The sequence below is a fragment of the Roseburia inulinivorans DSM 16841 genome (assembly GCF_000174195.1).
GTDB lineage: Bacteria > Bacillota > Clostridia > Lachnospirales > Lachnospiraceae > Roseburia > Roseburia inulinivorans.
Genome location: NZ_ACFY01000024.1, coordinates 1 through 19,616 on the forward strand (window position 1 = coordinate 1; position 19,616 = coordinate 19,616).

The 19,616-nt window shown below is 41.9% G+C and carries 17 protein-coding genes and 1 pseudogene; 13 read left to right on the forward strand and 5 right to left on the reverse strand.

Going from position 1 to position 19,616, the window contains the following annotated elements; all coding sequences use genetic code 11:
* The first annotated feature begins 72 nt into the window (after positions 1-72).
* Positions 73-489 (forward strand): hypothetical protein, encoded by a 417-nt coding sequence (locus ROSEINA2194_RS02360; RefSeq protein WP_007882931.1) that lies wholly within the window; start codon positions 73-75, stop codon positions 487-489.
* A gap of 468 nt (positions 490-957) precedes the next feature.
* Here ROSEINA2194_RS02360 and ROSEINA2194_RS02365 read toward each other — a convergent pair.
* The 4 genes and pseudogenes from ROSEINA2194_RS02365 to ROSEINA2194_RS02380 all read right to left on the reverse strand — a co-directional run bounded on the left by ROSEINA2194_RS02365 (position 958) and on the right by ROSEINA2194_RS02380 (position 5,867).
* A pseudogene (locus tag ROSEINA2194_RS02365) lies at positions 958-2,267 on the reverse strand (alpha-amylase family glycosyl hydrolase).
* A 97-nt stretch (positions 2,268-2,364) separates the two neighbouring features.
* Positions 2,365-3,177 (reverse strand): pyrroline-5-carboxylate reductase, encoded by an 813-nt coding sequence (proC, locus tag ROSEINA2194_RS02370; RefSeq protein WP_044926967.1) that lies wholly within the window; start codon positions 3,175-3,177, stop codon positions 2,365-2,367.
* A 340-nt stretch (positions 3,178-3,517) separates the two neighbouring features.
* Complete coding sequence (locus tag ROSEINA2194_RS02375) at positions 3,518-4,597, reverse strand: pyridoxal phosphate-dependent aminotransferase (RefSeq protein ID WP_044926968.1); 1,080 nt, start codon at positions 4,595-4,597, stop codon at positions 3,518-3,520.
* A gap of 262 nt (positions 4,598-4,859) precedes the next feature.
* Positions 4,860-5,867, reverse strand: coding sequence for a 2-hydroxyacid dehydrogenase (locus tag ROSEINA2194_RS02380; protein ID WP_007882955.1), 1,008 nt, complete (start codon positions 5,865-5,867; stop codon positions 4,860-4,862).
* Between the two features lie 483 nt (positions 5,868-6,350).
* Here ROSEINA2194_RS02380 and ROSEINA2194_RS02385 point away from each other — a divergent pair, with 483 nt between their 5' ends.
* From ROSEINA2194_RS02385 to ROSEINA2194_RS02400, 4 genes are read left to right on the forward strand one after another with little or no spacing between them, the layout of a single operon-like run.
* Positions 6,351-7,103, forward strand: a complete 753-nt coding sequence (locus tag ROSEINA2194_RS02385) for an amino acid ABC transporter permease (RefSeq protein WP_007882956.1) — start codon at positions 6,351-6,353, stop codon at positions 7,101-7,103.
* A gap of 13 nt (positions 7,104-7,116) precedes the next feature.
* Positions 7,117-7,950: an amino acid ABC transporter ATP-binding protein gene (locus ROSEINA2194_RS02390; protein ID WP_007882957.1), complete on the forward strand. Its 834-nt coding sequence runs from the start codon at positions 7,117-7,119 to the stop codon at positions 7,948-7,950.
* Positions 7,951-8,008: 58 nt separating this feature from the next.
* The gene (locus tag ROSEINA2194_RS02395; protein ID WP_007882958.1) at positions 8,009-8,905 is read left to right on the forward strand and encodes a transporter substrate-binding domain-containing protein; all 897 of its coding nucleotides are present in this window, start codon (positions 8,009-8,011) and stop codon (positions 8,903-8,905) included.
* Between the two features lies 1 nt (position 8,906).
* Complete coding sequence (locus ROSEINA2194_RS02400; RefSeq protein WP_007882962.1) at positions 8,907-10,250, forward strand: MATE family efflux transporter; 1,344 nt, start codon at positions 8,907-8,909, stop codon at positions 10,248-10,250.
* A 213-nt stretch (positions 10,251-10,463) separates the two neighbouring features.
* Here the strand turns inward: ROSEINA2194_RS02400 and ROSEINA2194_RS02405 are convergent, their stop codons facing one another.
* Positions 10,464-11,267, reverse strand: a complete 804-nt coding sequence (locus ROSEINA2194_RS02405) for an enoyl-CoA hydratase-related protein (protein ID WP_007882964.1) — start codon at positions 11,265-11,267, stop codon at positions 10,464-10,466.
* 195 nt (positions 11,268-11,462) lie between these two features.
* Between ROSEINA2194_RS02405 and mutY the strand changes: the two genes are divergently transcribed.
* From mutY to ROSEINA2194_RS02445, 8 genes are all read left to right on the forward strand, one after another.
* Complete coding sequence (gene mutY / locus ROSEINA2194_RS02410; RefSeq protein ID WP_007882966.1) at positions 11,463-12,578, forward strand: A/G-specific adenine glycosylase; 1,116 nt, start codon at positions 11,463-11,465, stop codon at positions 12,576-12,578.
* 465 nt (positions 12,579-13,043) lie between these two features.
* Positions 13,044-14,195: a UDP-galactopyranose mutase gene (gene glf, locus ROSEINA2194_RS02415; RefSeq protein WP_007882968.1), complete on the forward strand. Its 1,152-nt coding sequence runs from the start codon at positions 13,044-13,046 to the stop codon at positions 14,193-14,195.
* Between the two features lie 14 nt (positions 14,196-14,209).
* The gene (locus tag ROSEINA2194_RS02420) at positions 14,210-15,223 is read left to right on the forward strand and encodes a glycosyltransferase family 2 protein (RefSeq protein ID WP_007882970.1); all 1,014 of its coding nucleotides are present in this window, start codon (positions 14,210-14,212) and stop codon (positions 15,221-15,223) included.
* A 17-nt stretch (positions 15,224-15,240) separates the two neighbouring features.
* On the forward strand, positions 15,241-16,239 hold the full coding sequence (locus ROSEINA2194_RS21645) for a DUF4190 domain-containing protein (protein WP_227970436.1): 999 nt from the start codon (positions 15,241-15,243) through the stop codon (positions 16,237-16,239).
* 27 nt (positions 16,240-16,266) lie between these two features.
* Positions 16,267-17,025: a polysaccharide deacetylase family protein gene (locus tag ROSEINA2194_RS02430; protein WP_007882973.1), complete on the forward strand. Its 759-nt coding sequence runs from the start codon at positions 16,267-16,269 to the stop codon at positions 17,023-17,025.
* 152 nt (positions 17,026-17,177) lie between these two features.
* Complete coding sequence (locus ROSEINA2194_RS02435; protein WP_007882976.1) at positions 17,178-17,768, forward strand: tyrosine-type recombinase/integrase; 591 nt, start codon at positions 17,178-17,180, stop codon at positions 17,766-17,768.
* Between the two features lie 189 nt (positions 17,769-17,957).
* Positions 17,958-18,263: a carbon storage regulator gene (locus tag ROSEINA2194_RS02440; RefSeq protein WP_044926970.1), complete on the forward strand. Its 306-nt coding sequence runs from the start codon at positions 17,958-17,960 to the stop codon at positions 18,261-18,263.
* 146 nt (positions 18,264-18,409) lie between these two features.
* Complete coding sequence (locus tag ROSEINA2194_RS02445; protein ID WP_044926976.1) at positions 18,410-19,579, forward strand: flagellin N-terminal helical domain-containing protein; 1,170 nt, start codon at positions 18,410-18,412, stop codon at positions 19,577-19,579.
* Positions 19,580-19,616 lie beyond the last annotated feature (37 nt).

A 19,616-nucleotide genomic window follows, 5' to 3' on the forward strand; every position in this document is an offset into this window, starting at 1 on the left:
ACATGTTTTATATTAAGTGCTATGATATGACACAAACAGTTATTTTGAGATTAATGCAGGGAGGGAGTCTTAATGAAGGAATTTTTGTATATGATCGTTGGGTGGATAGCAGAAATCCACAGTTATCTGATGCGGTTCAATGATAGTTACGAATATAATTTTTCAGATAAAGAGTTGCATTTTATTGTGATAGGTTTGCTTGGAATGGCATTTGTATTTATTGTTTATCCTGTGTTTAAGTGGCTGGCGAAGCACAATCATGTGATGGTCATTGCCTGGATATATGTATTTACCTTAATTTTAGTCATTACATTTGCAATTGAAATCGGTCAGAAAGTAACCAATACAGGTGCAATGGAGTTTGCAGATATTGTGTTTGGTGTTGTTGGATTCATAGTGATGTTTTTTATTTTTTCTATTGTTAGGGAAATCTATCACTTGATTTGCAGACTTATAAAATATTTGCAAAATAAAAATTGGGGTAAGTGATGAAATATCATGAAAATACATGGTTATAAATGAAAAAATTCCCGATAAAGTAAACACTGATGATAAACAAACATCGAGAGGCATATTCCTATATGTAAATTGGCAGATTTTATGGTGCAATGTAGAGGGAATTCTAATAAACTTGGGAAACTCATGCCCCGATTCATAACGTTGACCGGGAATGTATAAGCGTCCTCTCACAAGTCATTCGTAACGTAAATGAAAGAAAAACGGTGCAGACAAATATGATTTCCTTCGTGAGCCATGGAGCTGGGATTCTAAAAATTTCGTGAAGCTTTGCTTCACAAAATTTTTAGAATCCCAGCGGAATGCCCGGCGAACAGGAACATCATATTCGTCTGTACCGTTTTTCTTTTCATAAACCTATAAAATTCTGCCTTGTGAGAGGGCGCTTATATCTGCCCCTCACACCCTATAAATGCGCCACAAAATCTGCAGAATCACATTCTAACGTTCCATTTTCCAGTAAGCCGCACTGTAAGGTGCAAGTTCACTGCCACCGCCAAAATCGTGTGTTTCTCCTGTGATCAGATCTACCGCAGTGCCGCATCCGGCGTCAAAATGTGCCATAAAAGACTGATCATCCGCATTGATCGCTACAAGAACACGCTCTGAATCTGTTTTCCTCTCAAAAATACACTGACGGTTGGTCAGAAGAACCGAACGGAAATCACCGTAATTCAATGCGTCAGAATGTTTTTTTGCCTCTGCCAGTCTGGAAATAAAAGTTGTGAGATCATTCCATTCCGGTTTTTCGAAGCAGGCACGCAGCGCAGGATCACCATCTTCTTTTTTGCTTTTGCACCCCATTCACTGCCATAATAGACGCATGGAATACCCGGCATGCCAAAGGCGAGAGCGTAGATCAAAGGCAGATGATTTTCGTTTGATAAAATGCTTGCGACTCTGGTGACATCATGGTTATCTACGAAAGAAAGCAGATGTTTTCCTTTATATAAGGTCCAGTTATCCGGGCCAAACTGACGCAGCAGGGAGTGATTGATCTCAAACATATTCATGCTGTTAAAACTGGAATACAATCCCTTGTAACACTCGTAGTTTGTGACAGAATGTAACATGGAATCATTCATCCATTGATTATAATCACCGTGAAGTGTCTCTCCGACAAGAAAGAAATCCGGTTTTAATCCATCACAGAAAGAGCGGAGCCGTCTGAGAAAATCGTGATCCAGACAGTATGCGACATCAAGTCTCAGACCATCAATGTCAAATTCCTCTACCCATCCTTTGATGCAGGAAAAAATATGCTGGATGACATCTTCGTTTCGTAAATTCAGTTTTACAAGATCATAATTGCCTTCCCAGCCTTCATACCAGAGACCGTCATTGTAGTTTGAATTACCGTCAAAGCTGATATGAAACCAGTCTTTGTATGGGGAATCCCATCGTTTCTCCAAAACGTCCTGAAATGCCCAGAAACCTCTTCCAACATGGTTGAATACACCATCTAAAACAACCTTGATCCCTGCTTTGTGAAGGTTTTCACAGACAGATTGAAAGTCCTCATTCGTGCCGAGACGGGTATCAATTTTGGTGTAATCTCTGGTGTTATAGCCGTGCGTGTCAGATTCGAATACCGGTGAAAAATAAATGGCATTTGCCCCAAGTTTTTCAATATGAGGAATCCAGTCATTTACTTTTAAAATGCGATGCTCTGGTACACCATCATTTTCAAAAGGTGCCCCACAGAATCCAAGTGGATAAATTTGATAAAATACGCTTTCATAAGCCCACATATTCAAGCCTCCTAATTATTTCAAAATATTAGCGGTGCAGAAGTAATGATTCAGTCGATCTGCACATTTTGCATACAGAATATAAAACATGCTACATTTATTCAGCACTCATATCGCGGGATTTCTGCGAGCAGGCACGTTGGGCAGAGATCACAGTGTTGCGGAAACCACCGGCTTCCAGAGCAGCGACAGCCTCTATAGTGGTTCCGGCAGGGGAGCAGACGGCGTCCTTTAATTCGCCCGGGTGCTTTCCGGTTTCCAAAACCATTTTCGCGGAGCCATAGACAGATTGGGCGGCAAATTTATAGGCCTGTGCCCGCGGCATCCCATCTGCGACAGCGGCATCCGCCATAGCTTCGATAAACATGTATACATAAGCCGGAGAAGAACCGGAAACCCCGATGACAGCGTCCATAAGAGATTCACTGATCACTTCCGATTTGCCGAAGGAGTTGAAGAGTGCCTGAACTTCTTTTAATTCTTCCGGGGTCACATTTTGGTTAACGCACAATGCGCTCATTGCCTCACCGACTAAGGCTGGGGTATTTGGCATGGCACGTACAAGCTTGACTGGTTTGCCAAAGGAGTCCTCGATGGCGGCAATTGTTTTTCCGGCGGCAATGGATACAATCACACATCCTGATTTTACATGAGAGGAAATCTGTGGGATTACTTCATCAAATTTATTTGGTTTTACAGCAAGAAATAAAATATCACTGCGTTCTGCAACCGTTTCATTGGACAGGGTTGTCTCAATGGAATATGTACTCTGCAGTTTTTCTAAGGTAGCTGCGGAATGGGCGCTGGCAATGATCTGGCTGGTTGTCACTAACTCTGAGTGTACAATACCGCCGATCATGGCACTTCCCATATTTCCAGCTCCAATGAAACCGATAATCTTATCTATCATATATCCTCCTTGTTTGTGTCCTGTATTTTCTTTCATCCTAGTTCATTTGTTCTGAAAGGTCAACCTTTTAGACATAATTAGGGCTGGAATACTGTAAAAAATGTTACTGTTCACTCGTATCTCGTTCCAGTAACGATTCGCAGACTCATTTAAAGTTTTTGTTTTGCAAAAGGAGTCTGCTCACTCCTGAATCACTTTCTTACACAGCAAAACAGCAAGTGTTTTACTGCTGAGTGAACAGTAACTAAAAAATCATTACATTTTACAGTATTCCAGCCCGTAAAGGGGAGGAAAAAATAACAAACTATAGTTGAAATATACTTTGTTTTTATTTAAAAAATTAGTAGGCTGCCAGAATTTCTTTTAAGGCGGCGATAAATGCTTTATTCTGTTCTTCTGTACCGACACTGACACGGTTAAAACCAAATGCACTGATCATAATTTTCCGCTCCGCAAGGGCAGCACGGATTTCTTTTGGATCATGGTGTGTGTCGAAGTAGATGAAGTTTGCACAAGGTTTTGCAAGAGTGCAGCCTAATTTTGTCAGTTCATCCTCAAGATATTCGCGCCCTGCCGTGGTGAGAGCCTTGATTTTTTTGATGTATTCCTGATCTTTCAAGGCAGCCTGTGCGGCAGCAAGTGCATTGTAGCTGACATTCCATGCCTGACAGGCTTTCATTAGTTCATCGATCAGCAATGGATCAGCAAAGGTGTAGCCGATGCGGAGACCGGCCATGCCATAAATTTTGGAGAAAGTACGCAGTACAAAGAGCGGTCTGTCGTAGCCTTCCTGAATCATTTTGATGAGGCTGTAGTGAGTAGGATCTTCCACGTATTCGAAATAAGCTTCATCTACCACCGGAATGACATGATCCGGGAGTTTACGGATGAATTCTTCGACTTTTGCGGAGTTTACATAAGTTCCGGTCGGGTTGTTTGGATTGCAGACGATCACCATTTTCGTTTTGTCTGTAATGGCTGCAAGCATTGCGTCGAGGTCATAACAGTAATCATCGGTCAGTGGGAGAACGACACGGACACCTCCGTTATCGCTGACCATATCCGGGAAAGCTTCGTAAGTTGGAGCACAGTACACAACTTCGTCCCCATAATTGATAAATACTTCACCAAGCATATCGATGATCGCAGAGGAACCGGCGCCGATACAGACATGATCTACGGTAAGACCATAGAGATCAGCCAGCTGTTTTTTGAGATCGACTGCATAGAAATCCTGATACATATAGCTGTTGAGGGAAGCATCCGTAACTGCTTTTTTTACCTCATCAGACATACCATATGGATTTTCATTATAATTCATTCGGGTTACATTCTTCGGGGTGGAAGTTTTCTGACGTGCACCACGGTTGCTCTTTGGTTTTGTTTTCATGCTGTCTCTTAATAAACATTCTACATTCATCTTCATAATCTCCTTGTCTTTATTTATTCGTAGATAATTGCGAAACTCATAAAAATGTAAATTGAATTGTGAAAAATTAACAAAAGCTTGAGAAAACACTGGGGAGCGGTCGGTTCTTAGAAGGCAGGTGCGATGTTAATCGTGACTGGCTTCTTAGTACCGTTACCAGCGACACGTAGCGAGAGCGTGTTTTCGAAAATTTTGTTAATTTTGAACAATTTAAAAGAAAGATATAAGGAGTTTCGCAATTATCTATATAAATTCAGTTGATAATGGAAACCGGATGCCCTTCTAAGTAGCACCGGAAATTATCAATTGCCATATCGATCGCGCGGATTCTGGATTCTCTTGTGAGCCATGCAATGTGTCCGGTGATAACGGTGTTTGGTGCAGTTAACAACGGACTGCCGTGAACCGGTGGTTCATCCGTCAGAACATCAAGTCCTGCGGCTAGTACCTTTCCGGATGCAAGCGCATCCGCAAGTGCCTGTTCATCGATGAGGGCACCGCGCGCTGTATTGATTAAAATGACACCGTCTTTCATTCTGGCGATGGTGTTCTGATCGATCATGTGCTCGGTTGCCGGGGTATGCGGCGTGTGCAGGGAAATAAAATCGCTTCTGGCAAGCAGCTCATCTAACGATACCTGTTCAATGAAATCATATGCAGCACCTTCTTTTTTGTGGCGGCTGTATGCGAGCACATGCATGCCAAATCCCTGTGCCATTTTTGCAAAAGCAAAACCGATCGCACCAAGACCGATCACACCGATCGTTTTGTCATATAATTCAATCTGTCTGGTGACCGATTTACAGAATTCGTTGTGGTTTTCCGGTACGGACCAGTCAATCGTTTTGATCCGGGTGTCATGCGTGCCGATATGATGGCAGACATCCATTAATAAAGCGAAAGCGTATTCTGCGATCGTCTGTGAACCGTAGATGGTATTGGAAATGGAAATACCGCGTTTTCTGGTCATTTCTGTATCGAATTTTTCCCATCCGTGTCCTAAGGTGGCAACATATTTTAAATTCGGATGCTGGCTTAAGAATGCTTCATTCATATTGTCCGGACCGATCCACAGTCCGAATACAGCGTCCGCATCTCCGATATAAGTATGAAGTTGTTCTATATTTGGATAATGTGCAGGAACTTCAATGACAACCTCGTCAATACCGGGGAGCTGCTCCAGCCGTTTCCAGCGTTCTGTAAGCTCCTTTGGAGTGATATCTGTCTGAATAATTTCCTCCTGGATCACAACAATTTTCATTTGTTTGTCACCTCCATTTGTTTATGATTGCTAATATAAGTTCAAAAATGTTGATTTGTCAAGTGTAAATTTCTTGCAAATTAAGTAAAAAAATATAATTGTGAGACAGTTTCTTCTATAGTTAATATATAAGCGTGTAATATGTGTTATCAGACGAAAAAAACGCATTTTTTACGTTTTCCACAATAAAATAATAGAAATCATGCGCATTTTGGAAAAAGTATACAAATCTATAAAAATTGGCTGGATTTTGTTGACAGGAAAACAAAAAGTGTGATAAAACAGGTTTAATTTAAAACAGCAGGCAATCAGGCAGCAGACCTGAACATAGCAAAGGCGCTAGGGAATCATCCTTAGCGCCTTTTCTGTACATAGAATATATGCAGAGTACAGATGCTGTTGTTTACAGAAAACAGAAGAACAATCTGTTTCATTAGTTCATAGGAAATGGATGTTTCTTCGGAACAATAAGGAGGATTAGTTATGACGAATACACCTACCACATTTTTTGGCTGGATCATTTTTCTGATACAGCAGTATCACGGATACTATTTACAAGGGCTGCTTACCACATTGGAAACATCCCTCGCAGGTACGATCTGTGGATGCTTTTTAGGATTTCTGGTTGGAATCATCCAGGCAACGGACATCCGGGCGCAGGATAACATGATCAAAAAGATTTTACTTGGTATTCCATGGGTGATCGCAAAAATTTATGTCACGATTTTCCGTGGAACACCAATGATCGTTCAGGCAATGGTAATTTATTATGGATCATCTACAGTATTCGGAATTGATCTGAAACCATTCAATGCAGCGATTTTTATCATCCTGTTAAATACAGGAGCTTATATGTCAGAGACAGTCCGCGGCGGTATCAATTCCATTGATGTCGGACAGATTGAAGGAGCAAAGGCACTTGGAATGGGATATGTTCCGATGATGATCTATATTATCCTTCCACAGACTTTTAAAATTATCGCACCGCAGATCGGAAATACTTTTGTTGCAAATATCAAAGATACTTCCGTATTAAATGTAATCGCAGTCACAGAACTTTTCTATATCACAAAGGTTGCAGCCGGAACATATTTCAGAATGTTTGAGGCATATACGATCACAGCATTGATTTACCTGACACTTACCTTATTATTTAACGGTTTGCTGAAGCTGATCGAAAAGTATATGGCAGGAAAAGAAAGTTACGAGGTTTTAAATCCGGCAGCCGCAAAATAAATCAGGGGATCAGATGGAAAGAAAAGAGGAACGTGTTATGGCAAGACAATCAATATTTAAGTTTAATGAGAGAGTGACGACTGAGGCAAAGGATGCAACGTATGAATTTCGTGGCCCGGTCATCAGTGTCAGGAATCTGGAAAAGAAATTCGGGGAACATGAAGTTTTAAAAGACATCAGTTTTGATCTGTTTGAGGGCGATGTGGTCTGTATCATCGGATCTTCCGGATCAGGAAAATCTACCTTATTAAGATGCATCAATCATTTGGAGACACCGACGAGCGGTCAGATATTATATCATGGCTATCCATTGACGAAGGATGCACAGACAATCAACCGTTTCCGTTCCCAGGTGGGAATGGTGTTCCAGCAGTTCAACCTGTTTAACAATATGACGGTTTTTGATAACTGCATGGCTGGTGTCCACAAGGTGAAAAAAAGAAGCAAGGAATATTCCACCGAGATCTGTATGAAATATCTGGAAAAAGTAGGTATGGCTCCTTATGTAAAAGCAAAACCACACCAGTTATCCGGTGGTATGAAACAGAGAGTGGCGATCGCCAGGGCACTTGCAATGGAACCGGAAGTATTGCTTTTTGATGAACCGACTTCCGCATTGGATCCCGAAATGGTCGGAGAAGTTTTATCGGTTATGAAACAGCTTGCAAATGAAGGACTTACTATGGTGATCGTAACGCATGAGATGGCGTTTGCAAGAGATGTATCCACAAGAACCATTTTCATGGATAAAGGATATATTGTGGAGGATGCACCGCCACAGGAATTATTTAATAACCCGAAGGAAGCGAGAACCAGAGAGTTTTTAAGCAGGTTTATGCAGGGTTAAGGTTCGTAAAAGGCAAATTGTATTTGTTTTTTAATCATAGAATGAGGAGGACAATATTATGAGAAGAAAATTAACAGCAGCACTTTTGACAGCAGCAATGGCAATTTCTTTAACAGCCTGTGGCGGATCAGGTGACACAGCTTCGGCAGGGGCATCCACAGGAGAGACAGCAAGTGTGACAGAGGCGGGCGCAACAACAACCGCTTCCGGAAAAGAAGTTCTCCGGGTTGCAATGTCAGCAGATTATGCACCGTTTGACTGGCTGCAGGAGGATGATTCCAATGGAGCAGTGATGACATCGAATGGTTCCTATATGAATGGTTATGATGTTCTTGTCGCAAAATACATAGCAGAAAAACTGGATATGGATCTTGAAATCACACAGATTGACTGGGATGGTCTGATCCTTTCCATCCAGTCCGGAAAAGTTGACTGTGCGATCGCCGGAATGTCCATCACAAGCGAGAGATCCCAGTCGGTAGATTTCTCGGATCCGTATTACAATGCAAATATTGTTGCAGTTGTTGCGGCTGACGGACCTTATGCAGATGTAGTAAATGTTACAGATTTTGAGGGTGCAACACTTACATCTATACTGAACACAGTATGGTATGATGTATTAGACAAGATCACGGATTATGCGACAAAGGATGCGGCTCTTGATACATTTGCATCTATGGTTGCAGCAGTCCATGCAGGAAAAATTGATGGATTTACCTGTGATATGCCTTCTGCAAAATCTATTTTAGTAAGTAATCCGGATTTAAAGATCATCGATTTTGAGGGTGGCACCGGATTTGAGGTCAGCAATGAAGAGACAGACCTTGGTATCCCTTGCCAGAAAGGAAACACAGAATTAGTAGATAAGATCAATGAAGTGCTCGCCGGACTCTCAAAGGAGGATAGAGATGCCATGATGGATCAGGCAGTAGCATCCCAGCCGGTAAGCAACTAATATGGAACAGACAGCAGTCGAAAAAAAATTCGGAAAATATGTCATGGCTTCCATGATCACCATGTTTCTCCAAAGCGCCTACTCCATGATTGACGGTTTATTTGTCAGCAATCTGATAGGTGACACGGCATTATCCGCAGTCAATGTTGCGTGGCCGATCATTGCAGTGGTAACTGCGATCGGCACCGGCGTTGGATGCGGCGGAGCCGTAATGATGTCAACCAAACAGGGAGAGGGAAAGAACGAAGAGTCGAACATTGTACGGGCAAATGTCATTCTTGCATTATTGGCATCGAGTATTGTGGTTACGATTCTTTTTCTTATTTTACTGACTCCTCTATTGAAATTAATGGGCGCAGAAGGAGAACTTTTAAGGCTGTCACAGATTTATGGAAGGGTAATGCTCACAGGCGGCGTGCTTCAGATCTTATCCTGTGGACTGACACCTCTTCTCAGGAATGACAACCGGGCGGTCAGTGCCATGATGATCATGGTTGGCGGTTTATTTGTCAACCTTGGCCTTGATTTTGTTTTTATGTATGTTTTTCATATGGGGATTGGCGGTGCAGCGGGCGCTTCACTGTGTGCACAGTTGTTTACGACCTTGTGCTGCCTGATCATTCTTGGTACAAAGAAAACCGATCCGATCCGGTTTTCACAGTTTATTATAAGGAAGGAATACTGGAAAAAAATTTTTAAGACAGCGGTTTCACCGTTTGGAATATCGCTGACCCCTTCCCTGTTGATCTTATATCATAACGTAGCGTGCCTGAAATTTGGCGGCGACCTTGCGGTAAAAGCTTATGCACTTATCAGTTCCACCGTCGGCTCGTACCGTGTGCTTCTGATCGGTGTCGCAGAGGGGATTCAGCCACTGGCAAGTTATGCCTATGGTGCACATGATTTTCATGCGATCCGGAAGATAAGAAATAAGGCGGTCATCACAGCGATTGGGGTGAGCTTCTTCTTATTTATATTTACCATCGCAACAGCCCGGTTTTATCCGGCAATTTACGGATATGAGGGGGAAGCCGCAGAACTTGGTTATCATGCGGTCATGGTGACGGCAGCACAGCTTATTTTTACAGGACTTGTCCGCGTGACCAATTCCTTTTTCTATTCAGTTGGAAAAGATAAATATTCGCTGTTTATGATTTACTTTGATCCACTGATTATGACGCCGCTTACGATTGTGATTCTTCCAAGAATTTTAGGACTGGATGGCATCTGGATCACAGCAGTTGTGACGCAGTTTATTTTAAACATTGTGGCATTTGGAATGTTTGCAAGTCATGAAAGACAGATGAAGAGGATGGAAGCAGAGAAAGCATTTGCAGGAAAATGAGAAGGATAAGAGAAATCGTATAGTAGACAGGTACATGAAAAAGAACGTAACGAAGATGGCCGGTACACCATCAGAGTTACGTTCTTTTTCCTTTCCCTAATAAATCGCGTTCGTACAAGTACTACGCACTACATGAAATAAAATGTTTGTTAATGTTTATATAATAGGAAGAAACTCCTATGTAATAAAACCGGAACTATGAAAAAATGCAGATTAGAAATCTGTAAGATCAGCTTTTCTCTTCTCTAAGAAGGCACCCATTCCTTCTTTTTTGTCATGAGTATCATTTACAACACCGAAGAGGTTTGCTTCCATCTCAACAGCATTCTTGATATCCATATCGTAACCATTGTTGATTGCTGCTTTTGCAACTGATACAGCGTAGCTTCCTTTGGAGATGATCTTTGCTGCCATAGCTTTTGCAGTTTCCATTAATTCTTCTTTTGCAACAACTTTGTTCACTAAACCGATGCGGTAAGCTTCGTTTGCATCGATGTTATCGCATGTGAAGATCATTTCTTTGGCACGTCCCATACCAACTAAGCGGGCAAGTCTCTGTGTACCGCCGAATCCAGGAATGATTCCAAGTCCACATTCCGGCTGACCGAAGATTGCGTTGTCAGATGCAATACGGATATCACATGCCATAGCAATCTCACATCCACCGCCAAGTGCGAAACCGTTAACGGCTGCGATTGTTACCTGACGCATATTCATTAATTTGAAGAATGGAACAGAAGCTCTGATACCGAATGCTCTTGCTTCCGGAGCTGTAAAGTTCACCATCTCGGCAATATCAGCACCTGCAACGAAAGATTTGAATGCGTTGTCTTTCTTGTCAGGACCACCGGTTAAGATCACAACTTTGATATCGTCTCTTCCCTCGATCTCTGTTAAAGCTGTGTTTAACTCGTCTAATGTCTCACTGTTTAATGCATTTAATGCTGCTGGTCTTGAGATGGTAAGAACGGCGATCTCGTTCTCCACATCTAATTTTAAATTGTTGAATTCGCTCACGATAATACCCTCCTAAATAGATTGATAAAAAATTAACAATACATGTTATATCTAGAGTACTTCTTTTGAGAGGATTTGTCAATATGAACGTCGATAAACTTTTTCTAAAATCTGTAAAAAATGGAAAATCGCGCCGTTTACATCCGGTGGATTCCTTATTATAATGGGAATATGAATAATAAAGAGGAATAAAACATGATCACAGATTTTAATTTACAGATTTTAATAGAGCCGTTGTTACACTGGTTTGCGGGGCATGCCCGTGTGCTTCCGTGGAGGGAAGAACCGACACCGTACCGGGTGTGGGTGTCGGAGATTATGTTGCAGCAGACGCGAGTGGAAGCAGTAAAACCTTATTTTGAGCGGTTTACGAAGCGTCTGCCGGATGTGGAGGCTTTGGCGGAATGCCCGGAGGATGAGCTGCTAAAACTCTGGGAGGGATTAGGCTATTACAACCGCGTGCGGAATATGCAGAAGGCAGCCGTTCAGGTGATGGAAGAATATGGTGGAAAACTTCCGGCAGATTATGAGAAATTGTTGAAACTGAAGGGGATCGGAAGTTACACTGCCGGGGCGATCGCCTCCATTGCATATCAGATTCCGGTGCCGGCTGTGGATGGAAATGTATTCCGCATCCTGACGAGAGTGTCGGCGGACGATACCGATATTATGAAGCCGTCTTTTCGCTCCCTTCTGGAAAAAGAGCTGCGGGAAGTCATGCAGGGAATGGAGATGCCGGGGGCTTTTAACCAGGCACTGATGGAACTTGGTGCGACCGTGTGTGTGCCGAACGGTGCGCCGTTATGTGAACAGTGTCCGTGGAACAGACTCTGTCTGGCAAGGAAAGAGGGCAGGATCGCAGAACTTCCGGTCAGGACGAAAGCGAAAGCGAGACGTATCGAAAAGAGGACGGTGCTTGTCATCCGGGACAATGATAAAGTGGCAATCCGGAAACGACCGGAAAAAGGACTTCTGGCAGGACTCTATGAACTGCCGAATGTTGAGGGGCGATACTCGCAGGATGAGATTGTTCATCTGGTAAAAGAGATGCAGCTTTCTCCGATCCGGGTGCAGAAGCTGGAGAATGCAAAACATATATTTTCCCATATCGAATGGCAGATGGAAGGATATGCGGTTTTGGTGGAAGAAGCAGGATTTGACACTGAGGCAGAGAAAATGGCAGAAAATCATCTCATTTTTGTGGATGCAGAAAAATCTCAGGAAAAATATGCAATTCCATCTGCGTTTGCCGCTTACGCAAAATATATGGGGATCAGACTTGGAAATGAAAAATTTCTGGTGACGGATTAGAAAGCATGGAAGTATTACAATTTCCGGGATAAAAAAGAGAGAGCCGGTGCAATGCACCGGCTATTCATATGAAAAAGATTGTGTATGGAAAGTGAAATGCTTCACTATTTTCTGGGAGGAACCTTGCTTACTGGTTAAGCAAGGCAACCTGATTTACTCAGGTATGAAAAAAAGTTCTATGAAAAATTTTCTTGTTGGCTTAACTTATGCTTAGAGTATAAAGTTGAATTGTGTCTATCGTATGATGGCTTTGTGAGAAATTTGTAAATAAAATATGAACAAAATGTTCAAAATTCAGGCTGTAATAAATAATTAAGAAAAAATAAATTGGCTTGTCATAATAAAATATGTATAATAGGAAAGTACTACAACCGTTTCGCAGTCCGGATACAGGATTGCAGACGATCAGTAAATAATGTTGGAAAATGTTGAAATTATAATAAGGAAAGTCAGAGGTAATAAAAGATGTACGATTGCATCGTGATAGGAGCCGGAATTGCCGGAGCAGCCTGTGCCAGAAAACTGGCAGAGGAAGCCGGAAAGAAAGTTCTTGTGATTGAGAGACGAAGCCATATTGGAGGAAACTGTTATGATGTTTTGGATGAATATGGCATTTTAATCCATGAGTATGGTCCACATATTTTCCATACAGGTCTGGAAGAAGTTTATGAATATTTGTCGAGATTTACGGAATGGTATCCTTTCGGACATGAAGTGGTAGCAAAAGTGGGGGACAAGCTGATCCCGGTTCCATTTAACTTAAATACGCTGCACATGGTCTATGATAAGGAAAAAGCAGATCTTCTGGAGAAAAAACTGATCGAAGCTTACGGTGAGGGAAGCCGTGTGCCGATCATGAAACTTCGTGAGAATGATGATCCGGATATCCGTGAGATCGCACAGTATGTCTATGAGAATGTATTTTTGAAATATACCATGAAACAGTGGGGACAGAAGCCGGAAGAGATCAGTCCGGAAGTGACAGGAAGAGTGCCGGTGCTGATCTCTTATGATAACCGCTATTTTCAGGACAAATATCAGGGTGTGCCAAAGGATGGCTTCACACCGATGTTTGAGCATATGTTAGATCATGAGAACATAGAAGTTGTTCTGGATACAGACTGCAGGGATGTCTTAAAGTTTACAGGGAATGAGATCCTTTTTGAGGGAAAACCATTTGAGGGAGATGTCATTTACACAGGAGCGCTGGATGAGCTTTTTGATTGTAAATTCGGCAGACTGCCGTATCGTTCGCTGGATTTCCATTTTGAGCATTATGATGAGGAGTCTTATCAGGGACACAGCGTGGTAAACTACACGGTAAGCGAAGATTACACCCGCATTACGGAGTTTAAATTTCTGACGGGACAGAAAAATACAGATGGAACTACAATTGTAAAAGAATATCCATTTGCATATACGGGCGCAGCGGGCGAGATTCCCTACTATGCGATTTTAAATGAGGAAAATCAGGCGCTTTACGGGAAATACAGGGCACTCACAGCAGGACTTCCGAAGTTCCATTTATTAGGCAGACTTGCAGAATACAAATATTACAATATTGATGCCATGACGAAAAAAGCCATGGAACTGGCAGATGCCATTATGAATCAGTAGGAAAGGTTATCATTATGAAGTTACTTACATTTGCAATTCCATCTTATAATTCGCAGGATTATATGGAACACTGCATCCTGTCTCTGCTTCCGGGTGGGGATGATGTTGAGATTTTGATCGTGGATGACGGATCAAAGGACCGCACCGCAGAGATCGCAGACGAGTACGAGAGAAAATATCCGGGAATCGTGCGTGCCATCCATCAGGAAAACGGAGGGCACGGAGAGGCAGTGAATGCCGGGATCCGCAATGCCACAGGACTTTTCTTCAAGGTTGTGGACAGTGACGACTGGGTGGATTACGAAGCCTACATGAAGATCTTAAAAAAATTGCGTGAACTTGCTGGCGGAGATACCGTGCTGGATATGTTCATTGCAAATTATGTTTATGAAAAAGAGGGTGTACGGCACAAAAAAATCATGCGCTATTCTTCCCTGCCGCAGGATAAGATTTTTACATGGAATGAGGCAGGAAGATTCCACAAGGGACAGTACATTCTGATGCATTCCGTCATTTACCGTACACAGCTTCTGCGGGAATGTGGGCTTGAACTGCCAAAACATACTTTTTATGTGGATAACATTTATGTGTACAAGCCATTGCCAAGCGTCAAGCATATGTACTACATGGATGTTGATTTTTACCGTTACTTCATTGGACGTGATGACCAGTCCGTCAATGAAAAAGTCATGATCGGCCGTATTGACCAGCAGATCAAGGTAAATAAGATCATGATCGATGAGTTTGATCTCTGGAAGATCCCGAATCCAAAACTGCGCCACTATATGTTCAATTATCTCGAGATCATCACAGTGATCTCAACGATCATGCTGATCCGTTCCGGCACAGAGGAGAATCTTGAGAAAAAACGTGAGTTATGGAAATATATTAAAGACCATGATATCCGTCTGTTCCACCATTTGAGAAACGGTATTATGGGAAATGCGATGAACCTTCCGGGAAGAGGCGGAAGAAAAATCTCAGTTGCAGCCTACAAGCTTTCACAGAAAATTGTTGGATTTAACTAAGGATATGGTGATCAGGTATGTACGTAAGACGGTCTAATATGGAAGATATACCGGCAATGATGGATTTATATGCACAGGCAAGGGTTTTTATGCGTGAACATGGAAATCCAAACCAGTGGGATGACAGTTATCCGTCGAGAGAACTGCTGGAAAAGGATATTGCCTTTGGAAATAGCTACATTGTAGAAGATGATGAGAAGAATCTGGCAGCAACATTTGCCTTTATAAAAGGCGAAGATCCGACTTATTATGGGATCGAAAATGGGGCATGGCTGAATCATGAGCCATATGGAACCATTCACAGACTTGCGGGAAATACTTCTTATCATGGAATTGCCAGTGGATGTATTAGCTGGTGTAAGAGCCAGATTGGAAATCTGAGAGCAGACACCCATGAGGATAATAAAATCATGCAGCATTTGTTGGAAAAGAATGGTTTCGTGCGATGTGGAATCATTCATCTTGCAAATGGTGCGCCAAGAATCGCCTATCAGTTTGCCGGAGACAGCGCAGACTACTGGAGTGTGAGGGAAGTTCCTTCCGGTGAGCGTGGATTCGGAATTGCGTCCATGGTACTTGGCATTATTGCATTGGTATTATTCTTTTCCTTTGTGAATATTCCACTTGCAATTCTCTCTGTTATTTTTGGTATCATCCAGTTGACGAGAAAGGCACCAAAAGGGATGGCAATCTCCGGGATTGTCATGAGTACAATCTCATTATTTCTGTTAGTGATTTTCTGGGCTTGCATGTTTGTGTCAGATGCCAGAACAGAAAGCACAGATAACAGCACTTATTATTATGAAGGATCTGAAAATGATGATGCTTCCGGTGATTATTATGATGGCTTATATGAGGGCTATCAGCAGGGATACAAAGATGGCTATTATGATGGCTACTATGGCTACACACCGGATGAAGAATTCTATGGTCATACACCGGATGACAGCTTCTATGGTTATCTGCCGAATGATGATTCTTATAATTTTCATGGGAAGAACGGCATATATTATTAATAAAGAAATGACAGCCGAGGAATCCGTTTGAGACAGAAAAGCAATGGAAAACAACAATTCATTATAAAAAGAGCAGCAGGTTTTCTGCTGCTTATTTTTGCGTTTACAGGGATCATTGGTATTTGCGTGGAAAAAAAGGACAATAGGATAAGAGCAGACAGTGGGATGGAGACAGAGAGAATGGCAGAAGAGAACACGAAAGCAGCATCAGGAAAAATCAAAGAAGAGGAAGTTAAGAAAGTGGCTTTGACATTTGACGATGGACCAAATCCGGATCATACGGAGACACTTTTGGAAGGTTTGAAAGAGCGGAATGTGAAGGCAACTTTTTTTCTTCTGGGTGCGGAGTGTGAAAAATATCCAGAGATCGTGAAGAAAATCCATGCAGACGGACATCTCATCGGCGTTCATTCCTATGAACATGTGAATCTTTCCAATCTCACAGATCAGGCGGCGATGGAACAGGTGGACAAAACAGACCAGATTATTTTTGGACTGACCGGAGAACATGCGCAGTATATCAGACCGCCTTACGGTTGCTGGAAATGCAATCTCGATTATGAGACAAAAATGATCGAGGTGCTGTGGGACGTCGATCCGCTCGACTGGAAGACAGATAATTCCAACGTCATTGCAAAGCGTGTCATGGATAAAGTGCAGGAAAATGATATCATTCTGCTGCATGATGCCTCAGAATCATCGGTAAATGCAGCACTTCTGATTATTGATGAATTGCAGGGAGAGGGATATTCGTTTGTGACGGTCGAGGAACTGATATTGGAATAATTTACAAATGTAAAATGCTATGATAACAGAAACAGAGGTAACACATTGTATATTGTGTTACCTCTGTTTCTTGCTTTATATATCGGACAGAGTTTCCATTACTTAACCCCTTTTTTTAAAAAAATTTATTCAAGTATGTGAGGAGAAAAAATATGAACACAGCTCAGCCAATCCGCTCAGAACAGGAACTGAAAGATTTTATGAACTTTTACGAACAGGTACAGTATCATCCGAGAAATCAACTGCTGCTTACGATGGGGCTGAATACCGCATTAAGAATTTCGGATCTTCTTTCTTTACAGTGGAAGCAGGTATATGACTTAGAAAACCGGAGCGTAAGAGAACATCTGCTTCTTGTGGAGGCAAAGACCGGAAAAGCATCGAATATTTATCTGAATGAAAAAATAACTGTCCAGTTGCAAAAGTATTATCAGTTTTTAGCGTCTGGACGCAGTTTCAAAATCAGTGGGGATGCGTATCTTTTCTGTGGAAAAGACGCAGATCCAATCTCAAGGGTACAGGCTTACCGGATTATCCGCAAGGCGGCAGAAAACAGCGGTCTAAGCGGCGTGATCAGCCCACATTCCTTACGGAAAACATTTGGATATTATGCGTGGAAGCAGGGAGTCCCACCGGTACTTCTCATGGAGATTTACCATCATTCCTCTTTTGACATCACCAAACGTTATCTTGGGATCGAGCAGGATGACAGGGACGAGGTTTTCCGCAAAATCTGTTTATAAAGGACAGGATTTTCTTTCCAATAAAATATCTGAACAATATGCATTGTGATCAATGTAGCTTCATGATTCCGGAACGCAAAACAGAGGTAACACAATATACAATGTGTTACCGGTATCTGAAACGGATGGAGTACCGTTTTTAATATACGCAGTATTTATGGAAAAATACAAAGCCACATGGAGGTTACAATGCTTAAATTATCTTTAAAACCGGGAGAATACATTGATATAGGAGAAAATATCCGTGTCGTTTTTTCCGGTGGTTCTGCAAATAACATTCATCTTCTTGTAGACGCACCACGCGAATACAATATTGTGCGCAGTAATTCCATGAAGCAGAAGGACAAAAAAGAATACTATCGTGAGCAGACAATTTCGGAGGAAGCAAAGCGTGAGATCGCAGGAATCTTAATGCGTGAGAAGCACGCAGCTTCTGAGATAACGGACAGACCGGCTGCAAAAAAAGCCATTTACACAGTCAGCCACAGGCGGTAATAATGCCATGCTAACCTAGGGGCGTGGTTTATTATACAGGCACTTTGTGCCAAAATCCTGATTTTTTTCAGGGAAAAGGGAATGGAATCCCGAAAATAAAAATTATTTTAGCGGCAGAAAGACCGCAACACACGGAGGTAAAAATTATGGTAGTACAACACAACATGCAGGCAATGAACGCCAACAGAATGTTAAACGTAACAACAGGACAGCAGGCAAAATCCACAGAGAAGTTATCTTCTGGTTACAGAATCAACCGTGCAGCAGATGATGCAGCAGGATTAACAATTTCTGAGAAAATGAGAAAACAGATCCGTGGTCTTGATCAGGCTTCCACAAACGCTCAGGACGGTGTATCTGCAGTACAGACAGCAGAGGGTGCACTTACAGAAGTTCACTCTATGTTACAGAGAATGAACGAGTTAGCAGTTCAGTCTGCGAATGGAACAAATGCACAGTCTGATAGGGATGCAATTCAGGCAGAGATTACGCAGTTAACAACCGAAATTAATCGTGTATCTGAAACAACAAAGTTTAATGAAACTTATTTGTTAAAAGGAGATACCAAAGGAACGAAAGACGTTTATTTTGGAACATCAAGATATGGAATTAAAGATAATGTCACATTATATGATGCTAACAAAACACAGTTAGATGAAAATACGTTAAAAGATACCTTGGCAAAGGGCGGAAAAGTGTATAAGGATCAAAATGCAACCCAATTAGCCAAAAAAGGTGTTGACTATGCGTATGTAACAAAATTTTATGATGCTAATGGAAAAGAAGTTTCAGCAGAAAAGGCTGCAACGGGTGGTGCAGCAGTGTATGGCGATAAAAATGCGCAGATTAAAATTTCTGATGATGGAACAGATTTAGTAACCAACAAATATGTTACAAAGGACTCTGTAAATGATGACTTAGTATTTAATCTTCATGTAGGTGCAGATTCAGAAATAAATAACAAGATTTCGGTTACCATTGAAGAAATGAGTTCAAAAGGATTAGGTGTGGAAGGACTGAAAGTTGATACCGAAGATGATGCTACAGTATCAATTGACACAATTTCAGCAGCAATCCAGAAAGTTTCTTCCCAGCGTTCTGCTCTCGGTGCTGTTCAGAACAGATTAGAGCATACGATCGACAACTTAGATAACGTTGTTGAGAATACAACAGCAGCTGAATCCCGTATCCGTGATACAGATATGGCTGAAGAGATGGTTAACTACAGCAAGAACAACATTCTTGCACAGGCAGGTCAGTCTATGCTTGCACAGGCTAACCAGTCTACACAGGGTGTTCTTTCTCTGTTACAGTAATTACAGATACCATAAGACAAACAACAACAAAAAGCCT

What these genes read in the sequence shown, in the direction of transcription:
- ROSEINA2194_RS02360 (WP_007882931.1), top strand. Translation starts at nt 73, where the DNA reads ATGAAGGAATTTTTGTATATGATCGTTGGGTGGATAGCAGAAATCCAC.
- proC (WP_044926967.1), bottom strand. Translation starts at nt 3,177, where the DNA reads ATGATAGATAAGATTATCGGTTTCATTGGAGCTGGAAATATGGGAAGT.
- ROSEINA2194_RS02375 (WP_044926968.1), bottom strand. Translation starts at nt 4,597, where the DNA reads ATGAATGTAGAATGTTTATTAAGAGACAGCATGAAAACAAAACCAAAG.
- ROSEINA2194_RS02380 (WP_007882955.1), bottom strand. Translation starts at nt 5,867, where the DNA reads ATGAAAATTGTTGTGATCCAGGAGGAAATTATTCAGACAGATATCACT.
- ROSEINA2194_RS02385 (WP_007882956.1), top strand. Translation starts at nt 6,351, where the DNA reads ATGACGAATACACCTACCACATTTTTTGGCTGGATCATTTTTCTGATA.
- ROSEINA2194_RS02390 (WP_007882957.1), top strand. Translation starts at nt 7,117, where the DNA reads ATGGAAAGAAAAGAGGAACGTGTTATGGCAAGACAATCAATATTTAAG.
- ROSEINA2194_RS02395 (WP_007882958.1), top strand. Translation starts at nt 8,009, where the DNA reads ATGAGAAGAAAATTAACAGCAGCACTTTTGACAGCAGCAATGGCAATT.
- ROSEINA2194_RS02400 (WP_007882962.1), top strand. Translation starts at nt 8,907, where the DNA reads ATGGAACAGACAGCAGTCGAAAAAAAATTCGGAAAATATGTCATGGCT.
- mutY (WP_007882966.1), top strand. Translation starts at nt 11,463, where the DNA reads ATGATCACAGATTTTAATTTACAGATTTTAATAGAGCCGTTGTTACAC.
- glf (WP_007882968.1), top strand. Translation starts at nt 13,044, where the DNA reads ATGTACGATTGCATCGTGATAGGAGCCGGAATTGCCGGAGCAGCCTGT.
- ROSEINA2194_RS02420 (WP_007882970.1), top strand. Translation starts at nt 14,210, where the DNA reads ATGAAGTTACTTACATTTGCAATTCCATCTTATAATTCGCAGGATTAT.
- ROSEINA2194_RS21645 (WP_227970436.1), top strand. Translation starts at nt 15,241, where the DNA reads ATGTACGTAAGACGGTCTAATATGGAAGATATACCGGCAATGATGGAT.
- ROSEINA2194_RS02435 (WP_007882976.1), top strand. Translation starts at nt 17,178, where the DNA reads ATGAACACAGCTCAGCCAATCCGCTCAGAACAGGAACTGAAAGATTTT.
- ROSEINA2194_RS02440 (WP_044926970.1), top strand. Translation starts at nt 17,958, where the DNA reads ATGCTTAAATTATCTTTAAAACCGGGAGAATACATTGATATAGGAGAA.
- ROSEINA2194_RS02445 (WP_044926976.1), top strand. Translation starts at nt 18,410, where the DNA reads ATGGTAGTACAACACAACATGCAGGCAATGAACGCCAACAGAATGTTA.